Genomic DNA, 25,624 nt, shown 5'->3' with positions numbered 1-25,624 from the left:
CAGGCGCTTTCAGGGCAGACTTGCCCCTGAAACGCTTCTCAGCAAAACCTGTCGCGGCGCACATCGTGCGCCGCCGGGCCCAACGCAGACCGCGTCATCTTTGATGACACGGAAAAGCGGCGGGAGCGCCCCTGTAGCAGCCGAGGTGGTTCAGTCCAGCTGCGCGCCTTCGGCAATCGTGCGGGGACGGGCGTTCAGCTCCTCGATGCTGAAGCCGGCGATGGATTTGTACTTCGCCGCATGGGCGGCCAGATCCTCCATGGGGATCACATCCTCGACGGTCTCGAAATCGCCGCCACAGAGATCCTCGACCATCTGCAGCACCGCATCCGGTCCGCCGGCGCTGCGGTTGGCGAGGCCGACGTTGGTGGTCAGCGGGCGCACCGCCGCCTCATAGGCTTCCAGCGCGGCAGGGGTCAGCCCGTGCCGCAGCAGTTCGGCGCCGATCAGGCGGGCATCAAGAATGGCCTGGCTCGCCCCATTCGAGCCGACAGGATAGGTCGGATGCGCCGCATCGCCCATCAACGTCACTGATCCGTCGGTCCATTTCGGCAACGGATCGCGGTCCACCATCGGGTATTCATAAACCACATCAGCGCCGCGGATCAGGCCGGGTACGTCGATCCAGTCGAATTTCCAGTCCTCGAAATCGCCGACAAAATCCTCGATATCCGCCGCGCGGTTCCAGTCTTCCTTCTTCCAGGCGGCACTTGGATCAAAGCTTTTCTCGGCAATCCAGTTGATCGTTGCCAGACCGTCGTTGCCGGGGTCCGAAATCGGATAGGCCACCATGCGCAGGGCGTTGTGGCCGATCATCACCATGGCGCCGCCACCGCTCCAGACCGGGGCCTGCGTCGTGGCGCGCCACAGGATCCGGCCGTTCCAGATCGGCTCGCCTTCGTTCGGGTACATCTGTTTGCGCAGGGCCGAGTGGATGCCGTCGGCCGCAATCAGCAACCGTCCCTTGAGACGCCGCCCATCGTCGAGCAAAAGCACGGCGCCCTCGGGTGTGGTTTCAAAGCCGGTGGCGCGGGCATCGGTCGAAATGCATTCTGCCCCGGCGCGGGCCACCAGCGCCTCATAAAGCATCATCTGAAGGGCGCCGCGGTGCACCGAATACTGCGGCCAGGCATAGCCCGCATCCATGCCGCGCGGTTCTTCCCAGATCGTCTTGCCCAGCTTGGTGTAGAACCCCAGCTGCCGGGTGCGCACGCCGATGGCGTCCAGTTCCTTTTCCAGCCCCAGATCCAAGAGTTCCCGCACCGCATTGGGTTGCAGGTTGATGCCAACCCCCATCGGTTTCAGCTCGGGCGCGGATTCGCAGATGTGAAAGGGCACACCGATCTGGTGCAGCGTCAATCCAAGTGTCAGGCCGGCAATACCGCCACCTGCGATGAGAAGGGTCATTCCGCGTTTCTCCTGTTCGGTCTGGTGCCCTAGAAAACATGCTTCATCTGATCAGAGCAAGTGCGCGCTGACTCACCCCGAAGGCACAGGCCGGGGCGCCGGGACTTTGCAGGCTCAGCGCAGGCTCAATCCTGGGCGGCGATGATCAGATCGGGGCCAAAGATGACATCGGCGTAGTTGCCAAGATAGATCTTCAGCCAAGGGGTGAACCGGTCGGGGTGGCGCTGCACCTCTGCGATCAGGTCGTGATAGTCGATCCAGCGCGTGTCCATCACCTCGTCCGGATTGGGCTCCAGGTTCAGCGGCCGATGGGCATGGGCCAGAAAGACATCGACCACCTCGTGTTCGATCATGCTGTGTCCGACATCGGCGCGGTATTCCAGCTGGTGGCGGAATTCGGGGTAAAGGCCGGTAATGCCCAGCTCTTCGCCCATGCGACGCACGGCGCAGGCAGAGGAGGCCTCATCCCACATCGGATGGGTGCAGCATGTGTTCGCCCACAGGCCGGGGGTGTGATACTTGCCCATGGCGCGGCGCTGCATCAGGATTTCGGTGCCTTTGACCACGAAGACCGACACGGCCTTGTGCTTCAGCCCTTGTTCATGGGCCGCAAGCTTTTCAACCGGTGTCAGTTCGCCGTTCACCCAGGCCGGGATCGGATGAGTCATCGCGGGTTCAGGTCCGTTTCAATTCCCGTCAGCGGCTTTGGACAAGGGTCCGCTCACCGCATCTTCAATTCGTTATTCGCAAACACGATCAAGCGCAATTACGCGAAAGGCCGCGCCCCTTGGGCCGCGGCCTGTAGTGATTAAATCCGCGCCTATCGCTTATTCAGAGGCGGCGGGTCCGTGCGAGGCCAGGAAGGCGTAGATGTCTTCGCCACCGTTCTTCAGCTTGAAGGACATTTTCGATTTCGCGCCGCTGTCGTCCAGATATTCGCGCAGGAAGGCACGAGGATCGTGGGTGAAGGCGACAAAGTTCTCTTCGGTCCAGACCAGGCCTGCTTCACCGGCGGCGGTCATGTCGCTACCGTATTTGAACCCTTCGTAGCTGCCTGCCGGACGACCAGCGACACCCCAGAGGTTCGGCCCGGTCTTGCCGCCCTTGACGATGGTTTCGCCGCTGTCCGAGACGACCATGTGGCAGGATTTGCATTTCTTGAATCCCTTTTCGCCCTTGGCGGCATCGCCTTCGGCGAAGGCGGGGACGGCGAGAAGGCCAATTACGGCGGCGGACATCAGACGTTTCATATGCTTGCTCCAATTTGAGTTGGCTGTAGGGAATACGAGGTCTTTGGCGCGCATAGTCAATGGACGTTTTGACGCGCCGCCCCAAGTTCGCGTGATCTTGCTACTGCGACGGGGTGCCGGATGCCCCGCTCCAGCAGGGCAAAAGGTCGCCGTCGGCGGGCTCAGCGTTATAGATCGCACGGCCGATGGCCCGGCTGAGGCACAGCGCCGCAGCATGGCCGATCTGGCCCAGCTCGGCCTCGGGCGATGCCAGAGGGCGGGCGCCGGTGGTGGCGGCAAAGACCAGATCGCCATCGCCCGGCGCATGGGCCGGAACGGTGGCACGGCCAATGCCGTCATGGGCGGCGGTGGCCATGCGCTGGCACTGCGCCTTGGTCAGATCGGCGTCGGTGGCGACGATTGCAATGGTGGTGTTGCCGCGCTCCTCGGGGATTGGTTCGGCCCCGGCCTGCGCCCGCATGGTCTGCATCTTGCGGCTGTTCAGCGCCTGACCCAATCCACCCCTCGGGTCCGGTCCCAGACCGCCGAACTCGCCATCCACCTCAAACGGGGCGGCCCAGAAATGGCGATCCCCCGGCGTGGTCACGGCGCCCATCGGGTTGGCCGCGACAAGGGCACCAACGGTGACACCGCTGTCGAGCACGAAGGAGGCCGAGCCAAGCCCGCCCTTGACCATGGCGGTCAGTGCGCCGGTGCCTGCCCCGGCGGTGCCGATGGCAAACTCCTCACCTGCGGCCTCGAACGCGGCGCGGCCAAGGGCGCGATAGGGGTTGTCCTGCCAGTCCTTGTTGCCGCCGTTCAGCAGGTCAAAGATGATGGCGCCGGGCACCAGCGGGATCACCGCCGGTCCCAGCCGGAATCCCCGGCCCGCCGCGCGCAACGCATCCACCACGCCGGAACAGGCATCAAGGCCGAAGGCAGAGCCGCCCGACAGCACCAGCGCGTCGATCTTGGCGACCGATTTGTCGGGCGCCAGAAGATCGGTTTCCCGCGTGCCCGGGGCCCCGCCCATGACGTGAACCGAGGCCGTCAGGCCGTCCTGGGCCGTCAGCACCGTGGTGCCTGATTTCAGGTCATCATCCGCTGCATTGCCGACCAGCAGGCCGGGCACGTCGGTGATCAGGTTGCGGGGTCCGGGACGCATGGCGGCTCTCCTGACGTGTCGTTTTCGAGTGGTAATTGCGCGGGGTCAGATGCAGCGACCGCCGTCCACTTCCATGGCGACACCGGTGACCATGCTGGCCTCGTCCGAGCACAGGAAACAGGCGGCATTGCCCATGTCCTCGGGCGTGGAGAACCGGCCCAGCGGGATGGTCGACAGGAACTTGGCGCGCACCTCGGGAGTGTCCTCGCCCATGAAGGATTTCAGCAGCGGCGTTTCACCGGCCACCGGGTTGATCGCGTTGACGCGTACGCCGCTGGGGGCCAGCTCCACCGCCATGGTACGGGTCGCGGTGATCATCCAGCCCTTTGAGGCATTGTACCAGTTGAGGTTGGGGCGCGGCGACACGCCAGCCGTGGAGGCAACATTGAGGATGGCGCCGGTTTTGCGGCTCTTCATGTGCGGCACCAGGGCGCGGGCGGTCAGGTAGACCGATTTCATGTTCACGTTGAACACCCGGTCAAAATCTTCCTCTGACACCTCATCCAGTGGGGTCGGCAAGTGGGTGACACCGGCATTGTTGACCAGAATGTCCACTTGGCCAAAGGCGGTCAGGGCGGCCTCTGCCATGGCATCGACCGATGCACCGTCCGCAACGTCGACCGCCTGCGCGATGGCATTCGGGCCCAGATCCGCCGCCATGGCGGCTGCGGCATCCCCGTTGATGTCCGCAATCATCACCTTGGCCCCTTCGGCCAGAAACTTTTCTACAATGCCCGCGCCAAATCCCGAGGCACCACCCGTGACAATCGCTGTTTTTCCTGCAAGCCGCATATTCGTTATCTCCCAAATCTCGTTTTGATAGCTTTAACAGCGATTTGGGCAGGTGCAATGCGAGATCAGTCCGGGTCGATCTTGCCACGGCCGGCCTTGATCTGGCCGCGCTGTTTCTTGGCCTCCAGGCGGCGGCGCACCGAGCCGCGTGTCGGTTTGGTGGCGATCCGCCGTTTCGGCGCCACCAGTGCCTGGCGCACCAGATCAACGAGCCTGTCGCGCACGATATCGCGGTTGCGCTGCTGCGAGCGGGTTTCGTCGCAATGCAGGATAATGGCGCCTTCCTTGGTCCAGCGCCGCCCGGCCAGACGTTTCAGGCGCGCCTTGACCGCCGGTGTCAGCGAGGGCGAGCGCGCGGCTTCGAAGCGTAGTTCGACGGCGGTGGCCACCTTGTTCACGTTCTGCCCACCCGGCCCAGAGGCGCGGATGAAGCTTTCGGTGATTTCCCAGTCCTGCAGGGCGATGTCGTTGTCGATCCGTATCATAACGGGCAGAGCCTACAGCGGCTTGCGGCAAGGTAAAAGGCGGCAAGGTAAAAGGGCCGCCCCTTGCGGGACGGCCCTTCGAAAGTTGTCAGGAGGTCGGGTCGGTTAGATCTGCATCTTGCAGGCCAGCCGATAGGACCACACAGCAAAGGGCTGCCTCAGCAGGCGGACCCTCCGGTTGTTCCAACACCTTGCTCCAATACCTTTCTTGACACTGGATCACCTCCTTTACATTTCTATTTCCGTTACAAATGAGCGTTGCACGGAATTTCCGATCTGCCAAACAAAAATTGCGGCAATTGGGAAAAGGCGGCGAAGCGTGTCTGATTTCTTGGCAGGTGGCCCTTTTGGGCGATCCCTACAGGGTGGGGACCGCAGTGAGCCGTTTGACGATCAGCCGGAAGGGGATCAGCGCCAGCAGCGCCAGCGCCAGTTTCACCATCCAGTCTGCCAGGGCGAGCGAGACCCAGAGCGGCGCCACCGGACCGCTGCCCAGCAGCGGCAGCATTTCACCGGCCCAAGAGACGTCATTGGCCGGTTCGATCCAGCTGAGCGTGTCGGAAAAGGCCACGGAAAAGAAGATCGCGGTATCGACGCTGGAGCCAACCAGGGTCGAGGCCAGCGGCGCACGCCACCATTTGCCACCCCGCAGGGCGGAAAAGACCGAGATATCCAGTAATTGCGCGGTGAGGAAGGCAAGGCCCGAGCCAATCGCGATGCGCAGGGTCACCAGCGGGCCGAATTCGCCCATGATCTGAGTGCCGATCAGGGAGCAGATCACCCCGACGACGAAACCGGCCAGAACCACCCGGCGCGCCGGACCCTTGCCATAGACGCGGTTCATCACGTCGGTGACGAGAAAGGCGACGGGATAGGTGAAGGCACCCCAGGTCAGCCATTGGCCGAACAGGAATTGCACCAGGATGTTGGAGGCCACAACGACGGCGGCCATGGCAAGAATGCCGGGAAAATAGGAACGTGTCATGTAACTGGTCCGTTTTGGCAAGGTAGCGGAGACTTGTGGAATGTGCCCGGCGCAGGGCGATTGCGCTAAGGATCGGGCCAGTTAGTCCTTTTTGACGCTATTGGCAAGACAGGGGAGGCTCCCGCCCGCCGGTGAGACATCACAGATGTCCCCCCGCCCGTTGGGCCGGGCAGCGTGCAGGGCACGCTGCAGGCGCGTCCTTTTGCGCGGTGGCATGCGGCAGCAACCGGGGTCAATCGGGTAGGCTGTATTCCACCAGTTCGGTGCGCTGCACTGACAGGAAGTTATCGTCAGAGACCATCGTTGCGCGCAAGCCCCCCGCTGCGTCGCGCCAGATTGACACCCCTTCGAGATTATCGTGCGTGCCGAGCGCGGTCTGCAAAAGGGTGGTTTCGTTCTGCGGCCCGTCCTCGGTGATATCCCAGCGCCGCAGGCGGCTGCGGAAGCCGAAGAACAGGAAGTTCCGCTCCAGCAGGTAGAACCGCCCGTCGGGGCCGAAATCCGCCCCCACCGGCATGAACCTTCCACGCCGGGGCAGGCTGAAGGGCTGGCTCCATTCACTGCCGTCCCACTTCCAGACCGGCAGGTTTCCGTCCTTGTCCGGGGCGTTTTCCGGCAGAGTGTAGAGGTGACCGGCGCCGTCTATGGCCAGCGCCTCCAACGCCTTGTTGGCGGGCATCTGCCGGAAAGCGTTGGGGCGGGGCAGGACTTCCGCCCGGCTGCCACCGCGCTGGTGATGCGCCACGCGCGACACCCCTTCGAAGGAGATATAAAGGCTGCCATCGGGGGCAACGGCCAGCCCTTCGCTGTCGACGATACGCCCTTGCAGGATACGCCCGGTCGAGGCTCGCAGGCTGCGTCTTTTGGTGACGCGCGCCGAGGTGATCCTGTCCTCTGTACGATTGATCCGGGCCCTCACCAGATGCGCCCGGTCGCTGAGCAGGATCATGGAGCGGCCGTCCTTGCCCATCTCAATGCCTGAAAAGCCGCCGAACCATGGTTTTTCGGGCTGCGCCAGGGGCGCCCAGGTATAGCTGCCGATCAGCCGTGCCTCAGCCGACACCCGCCCGGCGCGGGCGCCTGCGTAGGTCGCCACGGCCAGCGCAGCTGCAGCCATGAGGGCAAGGCTTAATCTGATTGCAGGACTGCGGCGCATTGCCGGGGCAGATCCTTCATCGTGTAGTCGCGGCGCGGCTTGGGCTTTGGCGCATTGGGATCGCGCGGCTTGGGCGGCGGCGGGTTCAGGATGTCATCGACCCATTTCTGCGCATCGGCGCAGCCATCGCCGCGCGGGGGCGGGTTCTGATCGACGCAGCCGCGTGCGCCGCGTGGACAGTTGAGCCGCACGTGGAAATGATAGTGATGGCCCCACCAGGGGCGGATCTTGCGCAACCAGCGCCGGTCGCCCTTGGCATCCTTGCACATCTGCACCTTGGCGCCGGGAAAGACAAAGATCCGCGCCACGCGTTTGTCGCTGGCGGCGGCCTTGAGGATCTCGTGATGCTGACGGGTCCAGTCACGGTTCACAAAGGCGCCCTTGGCCCGGCGCATGGAGATCGAGGAGACCTTTTCGCGCTGGGCGCGGCTGAGGTTCAGCCGGTCCGGCGGACGCATCCAGATGTCGATATCAAGGCCAATCTGGTGGCTGCGGTGGCCGGACAGCATCGGGCCGCCGCGCGGCTGGCTGATGTCACCGATATAAAGCCCCTTCCAGCCCGGTTGCCGGGCCGCGAATGTGCTAAGGTCACGGATGAAATCGACGGTCTCGGGGTGGCCCCAGTTGCGGTTGCGCGACAGGCGCATGGCCTGCCATGTCGGGCCGGTTTCCGGCAGTTGCACGGCCCCCGCGACGCAGCCCTTGGCATAAGAGCCAAGCGGTGCAGGCCGTTGCTGGGATCCGACCGCCTTGGCGCCGAACAGTTGCTTGGCCGGGGTTTCCGCCGCAACTGGCCCGATCAGCCCGGCAATCGCGACAAGCGTTGCAAACAGCAGTCTCACGTCTGGTCTCCCTCGGCCTCAACCCATTTCAACAGAATCAAGCCTAGAACAAAAAGTCCGATGACGGGAGTGATACCAAGTCGGGCGCTGCCGGTGATTGTGGTTGCAATGCCGATCAGCGCGGGCGCGAGGAAAGCAGTCGCGCGCCCGGAAAGTCCATAAAGTCCAAAGCTTTCCGTGGCTTTGGCGAGATCCGTGTGGCGCACCATCAGGCTGCGGCTGGCGGATTGCAGGATTCCGCCGAAACCGCCGATCAGAACGCCGCAGCCAAAAAATACGGCATCGGGCAGGGAGGAACCTTCGGATAGTGCGACGCCAAAGAACTGCTCCCGCGACATGGAGACCACGGTAATGCAGACCAGCGTCAGCACCAGAATGGCGACGATGATCACCGGCTTGGGACCATGGCGTTTGTCCGCCTTGCCGCCCAGCCAGCTGAACAGGGCCGCCGAGATCGCGGCGATGATGCCAAAGATGCCGATATTGGTGATCGACCAGTCCAGAACCAGGCTCGCATAGACACCGCCGAACGCATAAAGCCCGTTGAGCGCATCTCGGTAAAGCATCGAGGAGACGAGGTAACTGGTCAGGCTGGCGCGGTGGCGCAGCCCGGCCACCAGATTGATTACCATCCGAACCGCCCGGCCCATGCTGCCACGCTGACCAGTGGCGTGGTTGTCATGCACCCACAGGAAATAGGGAACCATGAAGACGGCGAACCAGATGGCGGTCACCGGGCCGACGGCGCGGGTCCCCTCTTTTGCTTCGGCATCAAGCCCCAGAATGGGATCAAGCCCGATCAGGGTCTTGCCGTTGCCTTGCTCCACGAAGAGCAGCAGCATGATAAAGAGCGCGATCACCCCGCCAAGATAGCCAAAGGCGAAACCGGAGCCGGAGATGGCGCCGACCTCTTCCTTGCTGCCCATCGACGGCAATTGCGCGTTGACGAAGATCAGGGCGAATTCAGCGCCGATAAAGCCAAAGCCGAAGCTGATCAGCATCCACCACAGGTTGCTGCCTGCCGGATCCATGTACCAAAGTCCCCAGGCGCCGATCAGGTACATCATGGAAAACACCATGATCCAGGGCATCTTGCGCCCCGAAATATCCGCCAGTGCGCCCAGAAATGGCGCGCCAAAGCCGATGAGCAGCCCGGTGACGGTCATGCCGATGGACCAGATCGTCTGCGCCTGCGCCTTGGCGGCTTCCTCGGCCAGCCCCTGGCCCAGAAAATGCTGCGCGGCAACGGCGGCAAAGAAGGGGCCAAAGACAAAGGTTACAAGCAGCGTGTGATAGGGCTGGCTGGCCCAATCAAAGAACCACCACCCCCAGATCCGCTTTTTCTGTGACACCTCAGCCATGTCGCCCATCCCCCCGACCTTTTGTTGTTGCCGATAAGACAGGTGCTGGCATTACGAAGCAAGCCCATCCTGCGTCTCAGCCATCGGTGGCCAGGGGCGTGTGGCATCCGCCTGACACCAGGCTGCGATCCACTCGGGCATTGTCGGGGTTTCGGCGTCCCCCTGACCGACGGCCGCCAGCACCTTTGTCGGGGGGACGATGCCCTTTGCATCCGTGACGGCGGTGCGCAGCATCACGTGGCTGGCGCATTCGCCGTTCTTTTTCCACATGGATTGCTCCAGATAGATGAACTTGTCGTCCCAGGCCACGGCGCGGCTGCGCATCTCGAAACGTTCAAAGCCCCGGATACGGCGGCGGAAGCGCACCGAGGTGCCCGCCACGGTCATTCCCCAGCGGTTCTGGCGCAGTGCGCCGATCAGCCCGACGCGCTGCGCCAGCATGGTGCGCCCCAGATCATAAAGGGTCATCGCGCGGCCGTTGTTCAGCTCCAGCCAGATATCCAGATCCCAGGGCCAGCAGATATGGCTGGAGCGGTGCACGGCCGTGAGCGGCAGGGGGTCCATGCGGCTGGCGACAAACAGATCTTTCAGCAGGCGGACGATGGGAAACATGGGCGGTCTTTCCTTTGCGATGTGCCCGTGTTGCCACCCATTTACCGCCCGTCAACCGCAACCTCGCGGAAGCCTTGCGCATCTGCACCCGGCTGCTTACCTGTTACGCTGGCTAACATAGGGGAATAGGATGTTATCGCTGTTTCAAATTCTGCTTTTGATCCTGGACATCGTCTGGTTCTTCATCATCGCGCATGTGATCATGAGCTGGCTGATCAATTTCCAGGTCTTGAACCTGAACCAGCAGTTCGTGGCGCAGATCTGGTATGGTCTCAACCGCATCCTTGAGCCTCTTTACGCGCCGATCCGCCGCCTGCTGCCCAATATGCAGGGGATCGATCTGGCGCCGCTTCTGGTGCTGATCGCGGTCTATGCGCTGCGCATCATCATCCAGAACAACATGATGATGTTCTACTGATCCGGTCTGGCCTGGCCGTGAGGCCGGGCAGCGCCTGTTCGGTGCGCCATGTTCGCGGATTAGACCGGTGATTTAACTGGGCGGCCTCTTGCCGCCCGATTCCTCCTGTGGGATTGTGTGCCAAATCCGAGCAGACACTCCCTTGAGGCCCTCCCTTTGATGACGCAGACGACAGACCTGCCACAGGCGACCCCGCTGCTGCGCGATATTTTCGGTTTTGATGCCTTCCGCCCCGGACAGGAAGAGATCGTCGATGCGGTGACCGCAGGCGAAAACGTTCTGGCCATCATGCCGACGGGTGGCGGTAAATCCCTGTGCTTCCAATTGCCTGCCCTGATGCGCGATGGGGTCACGGTGGTGATCTCGCCGCTGATCGCCCTGATGCGTGATCAGGTGCGCGCCTTGCAGGAAGCTGGGGTTGCCGCCGGTGCGCTCACCTCGGGCAATACCGAGGAAGAGACCGAGGCTGTCTGGGAGGCGATCGAGGCGGGGCGGCTGAAGCTTTTGTACATGGCGCCGGAACGGCTCGCTTCGGGGGCGGCGATGGGGATGCTGCGGCGCATCGGCGTCAGCCTGATCGCGGTGGATGAGGCGCATTGCGTCAGCCAGTGGGGCCATGATTTCCGTCCCGATTACCTGCGCATCGGCGAGCTGCGCCAGGCGCTGGGCGTGCCACTGGCGGCTTTTACCGCGACGGCGGATCAGGAAACCCAGGAAGAGATCGTTCAGAAGCTGTTCGATGGACAGGCGCCGCGCGCCTTCCTGCGCGGCTTCGACCGGCCCAATATCCATCTGGCCTTTGGCACCAAGGACAGCCCGCGCCGTCAGATCCTCGGCTTTGCTGCCGCCCGCAAGGGGCAGTCCGGTATCGTCTATTGCGGCACAAGGGCCAAGACCGAGGCGCTGGCCGCCGCGCTGCGCGAAGAGGGCCATGTGGCCTGTCACTACCACGGTGGCATGGAGGCCGAGGACCGGCGCATCGTGGAAACCCGCTTTGCCCGCGAGGACGGGTTGATCGTGGTGGCGACGGTGGCCTTTGGCATGGGCATCGACAAGCCCGACATCCGCTGGGTCGCCCATGCGGATCTACCCAAAAGCATCGAGGCCTATTATCAGGAAATCGGCCGCGCGGGCCGCGATGGCGCGCCTGCGGAAACCCTGACCCTGTTCGGGCCCGAGGACATCCGCCTGCGCCGCAGCCAGATCGATGAAGGCATGGCGCCGCCGGAACGCCGCGCTGCGGATCATGCGCGGCTGAACGCCCTGCTGGGGCTGGCCGAGGCGCTGAAATGCCGCCGTCAGAACCTTCTGTCCTATTTCGGCGAAACGGCAGAGCCCTGCGGCAACTGCGATCTTTGCGACAATCCGGTGGAGGTCTTTGACGGCACCACGGCGGTGCGCAAGGCGCTGTCGGCGATCCTGCGCACGCAGGAAACCTATGGCGCTGGGCATCTGATCGACATCCTGCGCGGGACCGAAACCGACCGGGTGCGGGCCAAACGCCATGATGAGCTGTCGGTCTTTGGCTGCGGCAAGGAATACGCCAAGGGCCAGTGGCAGGCGGTGTTCCGGCAGATGATGGGGCACGATCTGGTGCGCCCGGACCCCGAGCGACACGGCGCGCTTCGCATGACGGATGCGGCCCTGCCGGTGCTGCGCGGCGAGGCCGGGATCGAGTTGCGCAAGGATACCATCAAGACTGCTGACAGGCGTCCGGCAGTGAAGGCGCTGGTCTCGGATGAGGACGCACCGCTCTTGTCGGCGCTGAAGGCAAAGCGCCGGGCGCTGGCCGAGGCGCAGAAGGTGCCTGCCTATGTGATTTTCCCGGATCGCACCCTGATCGAGATGGCCGAGCAGCGGCCCGAAACGCTGGATCAGATGGCACGCATCAGCGGCGTCGGCGCCAAAAAACTGGACCGCTATGGCGATGACTTCCTGAGCGTGATCACCGGCGCAGTGGAACAGATGCACCCGCAGCGGCGCAAACTGGCGACACGGGACGGGGCGGGGTCGCTCTATGATGCATTGCTGGAGGCGCAGGGGCAGCTGGCGCGGGGGGAATGCGGCACGCTGAAACCGCTCAGCTGCTCGGCCTCGCTGTTGGCCAAGGTGGCCCAGATGCGCCCGGGCGATGAGGCGGGGCTGGAGCGGCTTCTGGGGGAGCGCCGCGCGGAACGTTTCGCGGCGGCGTTTCTGGACGTCTTGCGCGGCGCGGGCTAAGTCTGGCCCAGAACAGAGCGAGGATGACAGATGCTGGTAGTGGTTTCCCCTGCGAAAAAACTGGACTGGGAAGAGCGCGACATGGAAATGACCGCGCCTGCCTTTCAGGAGGACGCGGTGCGTCTCAACGCCGTGGCGCGGGAGCTGTCGGTGGCCGAGCTGATGAAGCTGATGCATATCAGCGAGGATCTGGCCAAGCTGAACTACGACCGCTTCCGTAGCTTTGAGGAAAACCCGGCCACCGATAGCCTGCGCCCTGCCGCGCTGGCTTTTGCTGGCGATACCTATCAGGGGCTTGAGGCCGCCTCGCTCGATGCCGAGGAAATGGCCTGGGCCCAGGATCATTTCCGCATTCTGTCGGGGCTGTACGGGGTGCTGCGGCCGATGGACGGGATGCAGCCCTACCGGCTAGAGATGGGATCGCGGCTGAAAAACGAACGCGGCAAAAACCTTTATGAATACTGGGGCAGCCAGATCGCCGAAGCCCTGAACCGCCAGGCCGAAGAAACAGGCAGCGATATTCTGGTGAACTGCGCCAGCCAGGAGTATTTCGGCGCGGTGGATCTGAAAGCGCTGAAGCCGAAGGTGATCACGCCTGTCTTCATGGAGATGAAGAACGACACGCCAAAGGTCGTCAGTTTTTATGCCAAACGGGCCCGCGGTGCGATGGCGCGCTATATCATCCAGCACCGTTTGAACGATGCCGAGGCGTTTAAGGATTTCGACACCGGAGGTTACGTCTACAAACCGGAGCTGTCGGAGCCGGACAAGCCGGTGTTCCTGCGCGGCTGAGCTCCGCCCGCCCCATTTGTGCCGCCCCAGAGCCGTTCGCAGCTACAAGGTATCTGCATGGCGCTGTCGTGGAGGTGGATCAGGCGGCTGGGCTTAGATCGATCGGCTGGGCATCCTGCGGGGCGTATTCACCGATACGTTCGAGGATCAGCGCCTTGCGCAGAGGTTTGGTCAGATAATGATCCAGGCCCGCCGCCAGGATGCCTTCGGAATCGCCAGCCATGGCATGCGCAGTCAGGGCGACGATGGGCACGTGACGGCCTGTTTCCTCTTCGATCTTGCGGATTTCCATGGTGGCCTGCTTGCCATCCATCACCGGCATGGAAATATCCATGAAGATCAGGTCCGGTTCGAAGTCCTGATAGGCCGCAACGGCCTCGACCCCGTTATTGGCAAAGCGCAGGTCGATATTGATATGTTTGACCATCTTGCGGAACACCAGCTGGTTGGTCTTGTTGTCCTCGGCTGCCAGAACCCGCATCTGCCGGGGGGCCGAGGCCAGATCTTCGGATTGGTCCAGAACAGCACCTTCACCGTCGGGGGACACCACCTTGGCGTTGTCGGCGGCATAGGCCTCTTCCAGGGTCAACTCCCCGGGGGCGGCACCCGGTTCCGCGTCCGGCGCTGCAGGCTGCGCTCCAGGCAGGGCGGCCGCGATCTCGTTTAGCTTTTCAAACAGCTCATCCCGCGGCGTGGGCTTTTGCAGAATATATAGCTTCAGCTCTTCTACGTCGGCGTCCTGCACCGTGTGCGGGTTGGAGCTGAGCAGTAGGAGGGGCACGTCGTTCCATTTGCCGTTGCGCAGATCACGGGCCAGTTGCACGCCGCCACCGCTAGGCAGGCCATGTTCACAGATCACCAGATCGATGTCCGCGGCCATCGCATCCATGGCGTCAGCGATGGTATGGGCGGTGGTCACATCGATGCCGCGCAGTTTCAGCTGGCGTTGCAGAATTTCGCAGTTGAGCTGCAGATCGTCGACCAGCAGGATCCGCTTCAGGCCGGGTGTCATCTCGGGAACCGAGGTATGCGCCCCTTGCGGAATCGGAAGCGGCAGGCGGAAACCGAAACAGGATCCCTGGCCTTCCTCGCTTTCGACCCAGATCTCGCCGCGCATCATGCCGATCAGACGTTTGGAGATGGCAAGGCCCAGACCGGTGCCTTCGAATTTGCGGTTGCGCTCATCCTCGACCTGGTTGAACTCGCCAAAGATGTGCTCGATCTTCTCCGCAGGAATGCCGATGCCGGTGTCTTCGATGGTGACATGAATCCAGCACAGGTTCTCGTCCGGGTTGGTTACACCGGTGACCCGGAGGGTGACATGACCTTCCTTGGTGAACTTGAGCGCATTGCCGGCCAGGTTGGTCAGAACCTGACGAATACGGCCGGGGTCTCCGATGAAACGGGTCGGTAGGAAGATGTCGTAATCCACCAGCATCGCCAGGCCTTTGTCCCGGGCCGTGGGTTGCAGCAGCATGACCACCTCGTGGATGCTGCGCTCCAGGTCAAAGGCCTCGGGGTGCAGTGCCAGCTTGTCCGCTTCGATCTTGGAATAATCGAGCACGTCGTTGATGATGACCAACAGCGCCTCGCCTGAGTTCTTGATCGTATTGGCGTAAAGACGCTGCTCCTCGCTCAGCTCGGTGTCGCTGAGAAGTTCGGCCATGCCGATGACGCCATTCATCGGCGTACGGATCTCGTGGGACATATTGGCGAGGAAGGCGGATTTGGCGCGGTTGGCGGATTCGGCGCGTTCGCGGGCGGCCCGCAGCTCTTCCTCGTAACGGACCGAGGAGGTGATATCGAGCGCAAGGCTGACCACATCGCCGCCCTGTCCGCGCTGATCGAACAGCCGCAGATAACGGTCGTCCCACATCCGGATCACGATGGGTTCTGGTTTCAGGGACATCCAGCGATCGGTCATCATCGACCGCCAGTGATCCGGCTTGAGCTCTTCGGTATTGACCAGACCTTCGTCTGTCAGGATCTGAAGGATCCGCACATAGGAGACTCCGGGGGTGATTTCCTCCAGCCCGTCAAAGATGTTCAGATAGGCAGTGTTGGCGCCGATCAGCTTGCTGTCGGAATCAAAGAAGGCAAAGCCGTCCTGAAAGGCCTGGATCGAATGCCACAGCCGACGTTCGGCCTTTTCGATCTTTTCGTTGGCCATGCTGAGGTCGGATTTCACCTTGGCGTTTTCGTCGCGTACGTTGGCGACTTCGGCCTGGGTCACGCCGATCTGCCGGGTCAGAGCCAGCGCGTGACGCCCGAGTTTGCGATTCGCTGCGGTCAGCTCGGCCTGCTTCAGTTCAAGCAGCCGCTCTGCCGCCAGGCGTGCCCGGCGTTCCTCAGCGAGTTTCTCGGCAAGGTTCATCCCTGCTAGCTCCATCCTCAATTAAATGGCGTGTTTACTCCGAGCCTGAACTCGGGCGGCAAATTGGCCATGATTGGTGTTACGACGGGAAACCTTGCTATGGCGTTAAGTGCGTGCAAGCTTAACCTCAGTTCGGAGGGTGCCATGTTGGATCGGTTTCTTATTGTTTTGCTTTCATTTCTCGGTTTTTTTGCAGCGTCGGTGCAGGCGGGGCCGGATCGCGTTTTGCCACAGGTGCGGTACCAGTCCTTTGCGGATACTGACTATTACGGATCCGATCTGCAGGCCCTTTTCGATACGGATTTGAACGCCTGCCAAAGGGCCTGCAGCGCGCAGCAGGCCTGTGCCGGATTTTCCTATAACAACAAGGCAAACGCCTGTTTTCCAAAGTCCGAAATGAAAGAGGCCACGCCCTACACCGGTGCGATTTCGGCGCTGAAACGCCCAATATCTGCGGCGCAGCAGGCGGCGGCCTCCGAACGGGCAGGGCGGCTGGATCGTCTGCGCCCCGCCGATCTGCAGGCGGCATTACGGCAGGCCCGGGAGATTGGTCTGCGCTACCCATCCCGCGGTGAAACCCTGGAAGATATGATCCGCGCCGGGCGCGGTCAGGCGCGGTCAGGCGGGGTACAAAGCGCGCTTGGCTGGCTCAGCGCGGCAGTCGCTGTGAACGATGATCCGGCCCTGTGGACCGAGGTTTCCGCCCTGTGGCTGCGAATCGCAGACCAGAGCAAGCAGAACAAGAACGCCAAACGTCAGCAGGCGCTGGCTGCGGCGTTGAACGGATACCTGCGGGCCGAGGCTGCGCCTTTGCAGGCCGAGGCTTTGGTGACGGCCGGGCGGGCGCTGGAAAGTCTGGGGCGTGGCCGCGACATGATTTCGGTGCTGCGTCTGGCGCAGGATCTTGCGCCCCGTGCCGACACTGCGGCGCTGCTGGATGAGGCTATCGGAAAATATGGCTTCCGCGTCACCGACAGCACGGTAGAAAGCGACAGCGCCACGCCGCGTATCTGCGTGGAGTTCTCCGAAGATCTGGCTCGCAGCGGTGTGGATTATGGCGATTACGTCAAAGGGGCCGGGGCGGAACTGGCTGCCGAAGCCAGTGGCCGTCAGCTTTGCCTCGATGGCGCCGAACATGGCGAGCGTTACCGAATCGCTTTGCGGCGCGGTCTGCCTGCGGCCAGTGGTGAGGTCCTGAGCAAAGAGGTCGAACTGACCCATTACGTGCGCGACCGCACCCCATCGGTCCGTTTCCCGGGCCGGGCCTATGTACTGGCGAAATCTGATCAGGTGGCGCTGCCGGTGGAGACCGTGAACCTTCGCGAAGTCGCGCTGCAACTGCGGCAGGTCAGCGACCGCAACCTGCTGCGCACCTTGCAGGAAGGTTATTTCGGCCGCCCGCTGTCCCATTGGCAGGATGAATACTTTGCCTCGGACATCGGGCAGGAGGTCTGGACCGGTACGGCCAGCGTTCAGGATGCGCTGAACCAGGATATGACCACCCGGATTCCGCTTGTCGATGTGTTGGCTGACCGGCCGGTAGGGGTTTATGCGCTGACGGCCCGTGTGCCCGGCGCCGACCCGTATGAGGACCCCGGCGCGACCCAGTGGTTTGTGCTGACGGACTTGGGCCTCAGCACCATGTCCGGCGCGGACGGGCTGCATGTTCAGGTGCAGGGTCTCACCGACGCCAAGCCGCGTGCGGATGTCGAAGTGACGCTGATTTCAAATGCAAACGCGGTTCTAGCCACGGCGCGGACCGATGCCACTGGCTATGTCCGGTTTGATCCAGGCCTGTCGCGCGGGCGCGGCGCCGCTGCCCCGGCAATGGTCATGGCGCAGCAGGGGGAAGAAGATTTTTCCTTTCTATCTCTGAAGGATGCAGCGTTCGATCTGTCGGATCGCGGGGTCGAAGGTCGTCCCGCGCCGGGGCCGGTGGATGTCTTCCTGGCAACGGATCGCGGTGCCTATAGGGCGGGGGAGGTGATCCATGTCACCGCCCTGACGCGCGATAGTGGTGCCCGCGCCATTACCGACCTGCCGCTGACCGCAATCCTGCACCGCCCCGATGGGGTGGAGTACAGCCGTCAGGTATCAGACGGCGGACAGGCCGGGGGGCATGTGTTCAACTTACCGATCGGTCAGTCTGCGCCGCGCGGCACCTGGCGTCTGGACCTGAAAACGGATCCCAAGGCCCCTGCGCTGGCCACCCGGCAGCTCCTGGTCGAGGATTTCCTGCCCGAACGCATCGACTTCACCCAGACTGTCGCGAATGCTGCGGCACTGGTGCCGGGCGAGGCGGCGCAGCTTGATATCTCGGCCCGCTACCTGTTCGGCGCGCCGGGGTCAGGGCTGACTATCGACGGCGATCTGCGGCTCAGCGCCAGCGATACGGTTGCGGAGTGGCCGGGGTATCGCTTTGGCCGCTATGATGCGCCCGGCAGCCCGCAGCGCTCTTACTTTGGCGGCGATAAAACGGATGCGGCGGGGCAGGCCTCGGTCGTGGTGTCGCTGCCAGCGGCGGCATCCGAAGGCAAACCGATGCAGGCGACCATCGTGACCCGCGTCATGGATGGCGCCGCCCGCCCGGTCGAGCGCGAGCTGACCTTGCCGGTGCGGCCCGCAACTCCGGTGATCGGCATTCGTCCCCTGTTCGATGATGTGGTGGGCGAGGGCAGCGAAGCCGGGTTCGAGGTGATCGCCCTCAACCCTGACCTCACACCCCTGTCTATGCAGGTGAAATGGACCCTGAACCGGGTCGAAACGCGCTATCAGTGGTATCAGCTTTACGGCAACTGGAACTGGGAGCCGACCACCCGCCGCACCCGCATCGCCACCGGCGAGACAACGCTGGGGCAGGAACCGGTGAACCTGTCCGAGCCGGTGGAGTGGGGCCGTTATGAGCTGGTCATCGAACGTCTGGATGGCACGCCGGTGACGGCGGCGCTGGATTTCTACGCGGGCTGGTATGCCCCGGCGGATAGCGCCGCGACCCCGGACCGGCTGGAGCTGTCGCTGGATGCGGAAAGTTATCAGCCCGGTGACACCGCCCGCCTGCGTATCGTACCCCGGGCTGGGGGAACGGCGCTGATCTCGGTGGTGTCCAACCATCTGATTGACCGCATGGCCGTCGAAGTGCCCGCAGGCGAAAGCACGATCCCCCTCACAGTGACCGAAGCCTGGGGCAGCGGCGCCTATGTGACGGCAACCGTGCTGCAGCCCGTCACGGGCAAGGCCAGCCGGACACCCGCGCGGGCGCTGGGTCTGGCGCATGCCAGCGTGACTCAGCCGGGGCAGGAGCTGTCGGTTGACATCGACGTCCCCGAGGTCGCCCGCCCGCGCGGCACCGAAACGGCCCGGGTTCGGGTTGATGGCGCCGCAGCGGGCGAAGAGGTCTGGCTGACGGTTGCTGCTGTTGATCTCGGCATTCTCAACCTCACCGGTTTCAAAAGCCCCGATCCCGCCGCCCATTATCACGGCCAGCGGCGGCTGGGGATGGAGCTTCGCGATCTTTACGGGCGTCTGATTGATCCCGGAAATGGCGCGATGGGGCAGGTGCGGTCGGGCGGTGATGCGGATAACGGCATGCGCATGCAATCGCCACCGCCGACGCAGGATCTTGTGGCGGTCTTCTCTGGCCCCTTGCAGCTGGACGCCAATGGCGAGGCGCTGTTCCCAATCGATCTGCCTGCCTTCAACGGCACCGTGCGGCTGATGGCAGTGGCCTGGTCGCCGCGTGCCGTGGGACAGGCCGAGGCAGACATGCTGGTGCGTGATCCGGTGGTGGTGACCGCGACCGTGCCGCGTTTCCTTGCGCCGGGCGATAGCAGTCGCGCCCGGATTGAAATCGTGCATGCGGATGGACCGGCGGGCGAGATGGCCCTGTCGGCGCGTGCCATCGGCACGGGGCTGGAGCTTGGCCCCCTGCCGGGCGCGGTGACGCTGACCGAGCAGGGCAAGGCGGTGCTTGAATTGCCGCTGTCGGCGCAGGCTGTGGGCGATCCCGAGATCGAGCTGACCCTTACGACGCCCGCTGGGCTGCCGTTGGTGCAGCGGCTGCGAATGCCGGTGCGGGCCAATGATCCCGTCGTGGCGCAGACCCGACGCTTCCGGCTATCGGGCGGCGACAGTTTCCAGTTCAGCGCCGACGTCTTTGCCGGGCTGCGGCCCGGCTCGGCGCGGGCGGTGCTTTCTGCCGGGCCTCTGGCCAAGTTCGACGTGCCCGGTCTTCTGGCGCAGCTGGATCGCTACCCCTATGGCTGCACCGAGCAGGTGACCTCGACGGCGATGCCGCTGCTCTATCTCTCTTCGGTGGCCGAGGCGGCGGGGCTGGGCAATGGACCGGCTGTGAAGGCGCGCATTGATGCGGCGATCCGCAAGGTGCTGACGCGGCAGGCCAGTAACGGTGCCTTTGGCCTGTGGCGCGCCGAAAGCGGTGATTTCTGGCTTGATGCCTATGCCAGCGATTTCCTGTCCCGCGCCCGGGCGCAGGGCTATGCGGTGCCCGATCAGGCCTTTGCCCAGGCGATGGACAATCTGCGCAACCGGATCAACTACGCCCCCAATTTCGACAATGGAGGCGAGGACATTGCCTATGCGCTGATGGTGCTGGCCCGCGAAGGCGCCGCCGCCATGGGCGATCTGCGCTACTATGCGGATGTGAAGGCAGGCGATTTTGCCACCCCGCTGGCGGCGGCGCAGCTGGGCGCTGCGCTGGCGGCCTATGGCGATCAGCCCCGCGCCGACCGCATGTTCGGGCGGGCGGCGCAGATGCTGGGCCGCAGCGGCGCGGAAACCCCGGTCTGGCGGGTCGACTACGGCACCCATCGCCGCGATGCCGCCGCGGTCCTGGCGCTGGCAAGTGAGGCCGGAAGTGCAGCGGTCAGTCAGGAATACCTGATGGCCCGGGTGACCGAGGATGGCAGCCGAATGTCCACGCAGGAGGCCGCATGGACCCTGCTGGCGGCGCAGGCGCTGGTCTCCAGCCCCGAAGACAGCGGTCTGCTGGTCAACGGTCAAAGCGTTGCCGGGCCTTTCGTCGAGGTGCTGGATGGCAGCGCGGCAGGCATGGGGAAATCCATTTCAGCAGCTTCGGGACGCAGCACCGAGATCACCCTGACAACCCTTGGCGTGCCCGTAGTCGCTCCCGAGGCGGGCGGCTATGGCTACACGCTGAACCGCAGCTATTACACGCTGGAGGGCGAACCGATCGCGGAGCTGAGCTTTGAAACCGGGGCGCGTTTCGTGACCGTGCTGAGCGTGGTGCCGCATGAAGGCACCGGTGCCCGGCTGATGGTGGATGATCCTCTTCCGGCGGGGTTTGAGATCGACAATCCGAACCTGCTGCGTTCTGGCGATCTGCGCGATCTCGATTGGCTGAAGCTGGATCAGGCAACCCATGCAGAGTTCCGCTCTGACCGCTTCTTGGCAGCGGTAGATATCGGCGGCACCGAAACCGTGACGCTGGCCTATGTCACGCGGGCTGTGACGCCGGGCAGCTTCCATCACCCGGCAGCTTCGGTCGAGGATATGTACCGTCCGGCCTACCGCGCCCGCACCGCCGCAGGCCGCGTGCAGATCCGGTGACCGGCAGTTGGCGGGCATACTTGCGCGCGCTTACCACTCGGTCAGCGCGCGGTGAATATGCCCGTGGTCCGACCTTCTGGCGGCGGGGGCTGTGGGCCGTTGCCGCGCTTGCACTGCTGCTGGGCATCGGCTGGCGTCTGTTCGACGATTGGGTCGCCGATACCGAGTTGCCCCTGACCCTTGCCGAAACCTCGGTCGAGGTAATGGACCGCGAGGACCGCCTGCTGCGGGTCTACCCGGTTGGGGATGGCATCTGGCGCATGGCGCTGCAGCTCGATCAGGTGGATCCCCGGTTCACCGAGATGCTGATCGCCTATGAGGACCGCCGATTCTGGTCGCATCCGGGGGTGGATGTTCTGGCACTGATGCGTGCGGGTGGGCAGGCGCTGTGGCATGGCCGGGTGGTTTCGGGCGGCTCGACGCTGACGATGCAGCTGGCGCGTCTGCTGGAGGATGGCTCGACCGGGCGCTGGTCCGGCAAGCTGCGGCAGATCCGGGTGGCCTTGGCGCTGGAGCGACGCCTCAGCAAGGCTGAGATCCTGACGCTCTATCTTACCCATGCGCCCTATGGCGGCAATATCGAAGGGCTGCGGGCCGCCAGTTACGTCTGGCTGGGCAAGGAACCGCGAAGGTTGACTGCAGCAGAGGCGGCGTTGCTGGTGGCGCTGCCGCAATCCCCGGAAAGCCGCCGCCCGGATCGGGCGCCCGAGGCCGCGCGACAAGCACGCGCGCAGGTGCTGTCGCGGATGGTTGCTGATGGTGTTCTGGACAGCGAAAGCGCCGAGATCGCAACCAAGGCACGCCTGCCCCGGCAGATGGCTGCGATGCCCCGGCTGGCACCGCATCTGGCTGACCGCACCCTGTCCGCAAATCCCGGCGCCCGGCGCCTGTCCCTGACGGTGCAGGCCGATCTGCAACAGCGGATGGAGCAGCTGGTACAGGCGGCGGCGCGGCGCAGCGGCGCGCGGCTCTCGGCGGCGCTGATGGTAGTGGACCACCAGAGCGGAGAGGTGCTCGCCTCGGTCGGATCCCCCGGGTACGCCGATCAGGGGCGGCAGGGATTTGTCGATATGACACAGGCGCTGCGCTCTCCAGGCTCGACGCTGAAACCGCTGGTCTACGGGCTGGCCTTTGATCGCGGGCTGGTGCACCCCGAGACACTGATCCATGACGGTCCGGTGGATTTCGACGGCTACGCGCCGCAGAATTTTGATGGAGTCTTTCGTGGCGATCTGCGGGTGCGCGAGGCGTTGCAGCTGTCCCTGAATATCCCGGTGGTAAAGCTGACCCGCGAGCTGGGGGCGGCACATCTGATGGCGGCCCTGCGCCGGGGTGGTGCCAGCCCCCGATTGCCCGGCGCTGGCAAACCGGGGCTGGCGATCAGCCTTGGCGGGCTTGGCACCTCGTTGCAGGATTTGGTGCAGATCTATACCGGGCTGGCCGCGGGCGGGCAGGGACCGGCGCTGCGGGTGCTGCGGGGGGCGTCGCAGCAGGATCGCCCCCGGATGATATCGGACGTGGCGGCCTGGCAGCTGGGCGATGTGCTGCGTGGGCTGGCGCCGCCACCCGGGGCACGGGCCGGTGTTCTGGCCTATAAGACCGGCACGTCCTATGGTCACCGCGATGCCTGGGCGCTGGGCTGGGACGGACGCCATGTGATCGGCGTCTGGATGGGCCGGGCGGATGGCACGCCAGTGCCGGGGGCCTTTGGCGGTGATCTGGCAGCGCCGGTGCTGTTCGAGGCCTTTGGTCTGCTAAAACCCGATTTTGACGCGCTGCCACCGCCGCCCGCCGCGACCCTGATCCTGTCGGCGGCGGAATTGCCCGCGCCGCTGCGCCGCTTCCGGGCACGGGACGCGGTATTCGAACCGGCAGAGAATGCGCCGCAGATGCTGTTCCCCCCGAATGGCGCCCGGCTGGCGCTGGAGGGCGGCGGGCTGCAGGTTAAATTGCGCGGCGGCACTGCGCCTTTCGTGGTGCTGGCGGATGGAAAACCGGTGCTGCAGGGGCAGCAGGCGCGGGAGTTCGAAATCCCCAGTCCCGGCCTTGGTTTTTCCGATCTTGTGGTGGTCGATGCGGCGGGCCGCTCGGCCCGGGCCGCGATCGAAATCGACTGATAGCAGATCTGCGGCCCGGGTCATCCGCGTCCCTCGCGCAGCCAGCCCGCGGTGATCAGCGCGGCAATAACCAGCAGCACCAGCCAGGCAGGCAGCAATGGATGCTGTGACACCGACAGGGTTTCATAGGCCTCGCGCGGGGTCAGACCGATCCAGCCACGTCCGGCGGCCGGGCGCCCCTCGCGCACATCGCGCAGACGCGGCAGACCGTCCTCCAGCCGCAGGATACCGCCCCGCGCTGTGGCGACCACCGGGCGCAGCACCTCGCCGGTGGCGACGGTTTCGCCGAACTCCCGGGGCGCCGCCGGACCCAGCCCGATGACGGCTGAGGCGTCGCCTTCGCTGAGGTGGTACAGGCCGATCTCGGCGCCCGTATAGCTGCCCTGCCAGACACCGGGGGCCCGTTCCTGCAGGTCCAGTACCGTCTCGGACCCATCCGGCGCGGTGATGGTGACGGCGCCGATGCTGTCCTGCAGCGTGCGCCGGGTGATCTGCATCTTCTGGCCGGTGGCCTCGGCGGTCAGAACCTCTTCCTCCAGCTCCGGCTCTTTCATCATCCAGTGGGCCAGGCGGCGCAGCAGTTCCAGCTGCGGCCCGCCGCCTTCATAGCCCCGGCTCCAGAGCCAGGCATGATCCGAGGCCAACAGCGCCACGCGTCCCTCGCCTTCGCGGTTCAACACCAGCAGCGGCCGGTCCTCGACCCCCTCCATCAGAACATGTCCCTGCGGTTCCTGCAGATCGATCTGGCGCAGCCAGCGGCCCCACGTCCCGTCTGTGCTCTCCCGTTTCAGTCCCGAGGTGACAGGGTGGCGGGCGCCAAGATCGGTGACCTGGGGCAGATAGGGCTGTTCAAAGACCCGCGCCGTGGGGCTGGCGGGCAGGACCGCCGACAGGGGGCTGCGGTAGATGCTGGCGGCGCTGGCGAAATCCGGCCCCGCCGCGATCAGAACGGCGCCGCCCTTGGCCACGTAATCGGCCACATTGTCGAGATAAATCGCAGGCAAGATGCCGCGTCGTTTGTAGCGCTCAAATATGATCAGGTCGAAATCGTCGATCTTCTCCAGAAACAATTCGCGCGTGGGAAAGGCGATGAGGCTCAGCTCATCCACCGGCACCCCGTCCTGTTTTTCCGGCGGGCGCAGAATGGTGAAATGCACCAGGTCCACCGAGCTATCCGATTTCAGCAGGTTGCGCCATGTGCGCCCGCCGGGGTGCGGTTCTCCGGACACCAGCAACACGCGCAGGCGGTCCCGCACGCCGTTGATCTGGATCAGCGCCGTGTTGTTGCGGGCGGTCAGCTCTCCGGCAGCTTCGGGTACCGAGAATTCGATCACGTTGCGCCCGCCATGCGGCAGGGCGATGGGCAGTTCGAAATCGACACCGACCGGCAGGGTAAACCGTTTCGGTTCGGCCCCATCGATCGCAATTTCCAGCGGCGCGGTTGCGGCGGCGTCGGGCGCGGCGCCCTGATCCTCGATCCGCAGCGTCAGGGTGACGGGTTCTCCGATGATGCCAAAGGCGGGCGCGTTGCGCACCACAAGGCGGCGGTCCCAGTCGCTGTCTTTGCCGGTCAGCAACAGGTGCAGCGGCGCAGGCAGGTCGGGGGCCTGATCGGCATCGTGGATCTGACCGTCCGACAGGGCGATGATCCCGGCGATCCGGCCACGCGGTGCATCGGCCAGCGCATCGGAAACCGCCTGCATCAGGGCGGTGCCGCTGTCATCGGCGGCATCCGGCAGGGTGATCCAGCGCGTTTCGGTATTGGGGCGGGCCTCTAGCGCCTGTCTCAGCTCTTCTTCGGCCTCGGCCATCTGCTCGGGCCGGGCAGGCAGGCTCTGGCTGGCGGTTTTATCGGCGACCACCACCACGATATCGCTTAAGGGGGCGGTGTTTTCGTTCTGCACCACTGGCCCAGCGAGCATTGCCAGCAGGCCAAGGGCGGCGCCCGCGCGCAGCAGCCAGCCGCGCATCCGCGCCCAGATGGCCAGCGCTAGGCCCAGCACCGTCACGGCGGTGAGCGCCCAGATCACGGGCCAGGGCAGCAGCGGGTCGAACAGGATCGTCTGCGTCATCGTCGTGGCCC

Annotated in this window: 18 protein-coding genes; 5 read left to right on the top strand and 13 right to left on the bottom strand. The window is 64.3% G+C overall.

The window, feature by feature from the left end; translation table 11 throughout:
• Window positions 1-150: 150 nt before the first annotated feature.
• The 11 genes from SM766_RS11285 to SM766_RS11235 form a co-directional block, all read right to left on the bottom strand.
• Window positions 151-1,407, bottom strand: coding sequence for a flavin-dependent oxidoreductase (locus tag SM766_RS11285; protein ID WP_368947836.1), 1,257 nt, complete (start codon window positions 1,405-1,407; stop codon window positions 151-153).
• 125 nt (window positions 1,408-1,532) lie between these two features.
• Window positions 1,533-2,075, bottom strand: a complete 543-nt coding sequence (gene idi, locus SM766_RS11280; RefSeq protein ID WP_065272222.1) for an isopentenyl-diphosphate Delta-isomerase — start codon at window positions 2,073-2,075, stop codon at window positions 1,533-1,535.
• 159 nt (window positions 2,076-2,234) lie between these two features.
• Window positions 2,235-2,657 carry a c-type cytochrome gene (locus SM766_RS11275; RefSeq protein ID WP_274867785.1) on the bottom strand — a complete coding sequence of 141 codons (423 nt, stop codon included), beginning with the start codon at window positions 2,655-2,657 and terminating at the stop codon, window positions 2,235-2,237.
• A 100-nt stretch (window positions 2,658-2,757) separates the two neighbouring features.
• Entirely contained in the window at window positions 2,758-3,801 is a 1,044-nt protein-coding gene (locus SM766_RS11270; protein WP_274867784.1) for a P1 family peptidase, read from the bottom strand.
• Window positions 3,802-3,846: 45 nt separating this feature from the next.
• Entirely contained in the window at window positions 3,847-4,593 is a 747-nt protein-coding gene (locus SM766_RS11265) for an SDR family oxidoreductase (protein WP_274829451.1), read from the bottom strand.
• Between the two features lie 65 nt (window positions 4,594-4,658).
• Window positions 4,659-5,078, bottom strand: coding sequence for an alternative ribosome rescue aminoacyl-tRNA hydrolase ArfB (gene arfB, locus SM766_RS11260; protein WP_274829541.1), 420 nt, complete (start codon window positions 5,076-5,078; stop codon window positions 4,659-4,661).
• A gap of 358 nt (window positions 5,079-5,436) precedes the next feature.
• Window positions 5,437-6,063, bottom strand: coding sequence for a queuosine precursor transporter (locus tag SM766_RS11255; RefSeq protein WP_368947835.1), 627 nt, complete (start codon window positions 6,061-6,063; stop codon window positions 5,437-5,439).
• Between the two features lie 232 nt (window positions 6,064-6,295).
• On the bottom strand, window positions 6,296-7,219 hold the full coding sequence (locus SM766_RS11250; RefSeq protein WP_368947834.1) for an esterase-like activity of phytase family protein: 924 nt from the start codon (window positions 7,217-7,219) through the stop codon (window positions 6,296-6,298).
• Window positions 7,192-8,052: a penicillin-insensitive murein endopeptidase gene (gene mepA, locus SM766_RS11245; protein ID WP_368947869.1), complete on the bottom strand. Its 861-nt coding sequence runs from the start codon at window positions 8,050-8,052 to the stop codon at window positions 7,192-7,194. Before mepA ends, SM766_RS11250 begins: the two co-directional genes overlap by 28 nt.
• 5 nt (window positions 8,053-8,057) lie before the next feature.
• A complete protein-coding gene (locus tag SM766_RS11240; RefSeq protein WP_065273671.1) occupies window positions 8,058-9,422 on the bottom strand; it encodes an MFS transporter in 1,365 nt (454 codons plus the stop codon).
• Window positions 9,423-9,473: 51 nt separating this feature from the next.
• Complete coding sequence (locus tag SM766_RS11235) at window positions 9,474-10,034, bottom strand: acyl-CoA thioesterase (RefSeq protein WP_274831618.1); 561 nt, start codon at window positions 10,032-10,034, stop codon at window positions 9,474-9,476.
• Window positions 10,035-10,164: 130 nt separating this feature from the next.
• Here SM766_RS11235 and SM766_RS11230 point away from each other — a divergent pair, with 130 nt between their 5' ends.
• The 3 genes from SM766_RS11230 (at window position 10,165) to yaaA (ending at window position 13,464) form a co-directional block, all read left to right on the top strand.
• The gene (locus SM766_RS11230) at window positions 10,165-10,452 is read left to right on the top strand and encodes a YggT family protein (protein ID WP_065272230.1); all 288 of its coding nucleotides are present in this window, start codon (window positions 10,165-10,167) and stop codon (window positions 10,450-10,452) included.
• Between the two features lie 159 nt (window positions 10,453-10,611).
• Entirely contained in the window at window positions 10,612-12,672 is a 2,061-nt protein-coding gene (gene recQ / locus SM766_RS11225; protein ID WP_368947833.1) for a DNA helicase RecQ, read from the top strand.
• A 30-nt stretch (window positions 12,673-12,702) separates the two neighbouring features.
• Window positions 12,703-13,464: a peroxide stress protein YaaA gene (gene yaaA, locus SM766_RS11220; protein WP_368947832.1), complete on the top strand. Its 762-nt coding sequence runs from the start codon at window positions 12,703-12,705 to the stop codon at window positions 13,462-13,464.
• A 79-nt stretch (window positions 13,465-13,543) separates the two neighbouring features.
• On the opposite strand, the gene SM766_RS11215 is transcribed toward yaaA, so the two are convergent.
• Window positions 13,544-15,838: a response regulator gene (locus SM766_RS11215; protein WP_368947831.1), complete on the bottom strand. Its 2,295-nt coding sequence runs from the start codon at window positions 15,836-15,838 to the stop codon at window positions 13,544-13,546.
• 144 nt (window positions 15,839-15,982) lie between these two features.
• On the opposite strand from SM766_RS11215, the gene SM766_RS11210 reads away from it, so the two are divergent.
• Entirely contained in the window at window positions 15,983-21,424 is a 5,442-nt protein-coding gene (locus tag SM766_RS11210; RefSeq protein WP_368947830.1) for an alpha-2-macroglobulin family protein, read from the top strand.
• An 89-nt stretch (window positions 21,425-21,513) separates the two neighbouring features.
• The gene (gene pbpC / locus SM766_RS11205) at window positions 21,514-23,541 is read left to right on the top strand and encodes a penicillin-binding protein 1C (RefSeq protein WP_490363355.1); all 2,028 of its coding nucleotides are present in this window, start codon (window positions 21,514-21,516) and stop codon (window positions 23,539-23,541) included.
• Window positions 23,542-23,561: 20 nt separating this feature from the next.
• Here the strand turns inward: pbpC and SM766_RS11200 are convergent, their stop codons facing one another.
• Entirely contained in the window at window positions 23,562-25,613 is a 2,052-nt protein-coding gene (locus tag SM766_RS11200) for a hypothetical protein (protein ID WP_368947829.1), read from the bottom strand.
• Window positions 25,614-25,624 lie beyond the last annotated feature (11 nt).

It is taken from the genome of Pseudophaeobacter sp. A-200-2, assembly GCF_041008815.1.
In the GTDB taxonomy this organism is placed as follows: Bacteria; Pseudomonadota; Alphaproteobacteria; order Rhodobacterales; family Rhodobacteraceae; genus Phycobacter; species Phycobacter gallaeciensis_A.
Note: the sequence above shows the minus strand (reverse complement) of the source record. Positions and strands in the feature narration are given on the sequence as shown.

Bases quoted from the DNA above. Each gene is read 5' to 3' on its own strand.
- SM766_RS11240 (WP_065273671.1), bottom strand. From the start codon at position 9,422: ATGGCTGAGGTGTCACAGAAAAAGCGGATCTGGGGGTGGTGGTTCTTT.
- SM766_RS11285 (WP_368947836.1), bottom strand. From the start codon at position 1,407: ATGACCCTTCTCATCGCAGGTGGCGGTATTGCCGGCCTGACACTTGGA.
- arfB (WP_274829541.1), bottom strand. From the start codon at position 5,078: ATGATACGGATCGACAACGACATCGCCCTGCAGGACTGGGAAATCACC.
- SM766_RS11230 (WP_065272230.1), top strand. From the start codon at position 10,165: ATGTTATCGCTGTTTCAAATTCTGCTTTTGATCCTGGACATCGTCTGG.
- SM766_RS11235 (WP_274831618.1), bottom strand. From the start codon at position 10,034: ATGTTTCCCATCGTCCGCCTGCTGAAAGATCTGTTTGTCGCCAGCCGC.
- yaaA (WP_368947832.1), top strand. From the start codon at position 12,703: ATGCTGGTAGTGGTTTCCCCTGCGAAAAAACTGGACTGGGAAGAGCGC.
- SM766_RS11275 (WP_274867785.1), bottom strand. From the start codon at position 2,657: ATGAAACGTCTGATGTCCGCCGCCGTAATTGGCCTTCTCGCCGTCCCC.
- SM766_RS11265 (WP_274829451.1), bottom strand. From the start codon at position 4,593: ATGCGGCTTGCAGGAAAAACAGCGATTGTCACGGGTGGTGCCTCGGGA.
- SM766_RS11200 (WP_368947829.1), bottom strand. From the start codon at position 25,613: ATGACGCAGACGATCCTGTTCGACCCGCTGCTGCCCTGGCCCGTGATC.
- SM766_RS11215 (WP_368947831.1), bottom strand. From the start codon at position 15,838: ATGAACCTTGCCGAGAAACTCGCTGAGGAACGCCGGGCACGCCTGGCG.
- SM766_RS11250 (WP_368947834.1), bottom strand. From the start codon at position 7,219: ATGCGCCGCAGTCCTGCAATCAGATTAAGCCTTGCCCTCATGGCTGCA.
- idi (WP_065272222.1), bottom strand. From the start codon at position 2,075: ATGACTCATCCGATCCCGGCCTGGGTGAACGGCGAACTGACACCGGTT.
- SM766_RS11255 (WP_368947835.1), bottom strand. From the start codon at position 6,063: ATGACACGTTCCTATTTTCCCGGCATTCTTGCCATGGCCGCCGTCGTT.
- SM766_RS11270 (WP_274867784.1), bottom strand. From the start codon at position 3,801: ATGCGTCCCGGACCCCGCAACCTGATCACCGACGTGCCCGGCCTGCTG.
- recQ (WP_368947833.1), top strand. From the start codon at position 10,612: ATGACGCAGACGACAGACCTGCCACAGGCGACCCCGCTGCTGCGCGAT.
- SM766_RS11210 (WP_368947830.1), top strand. From the start codon at position 15,983: ATGTTGGATCGGTTTCTTATTGTTTTGCTTTCATTTCTCGGTTTTTTT.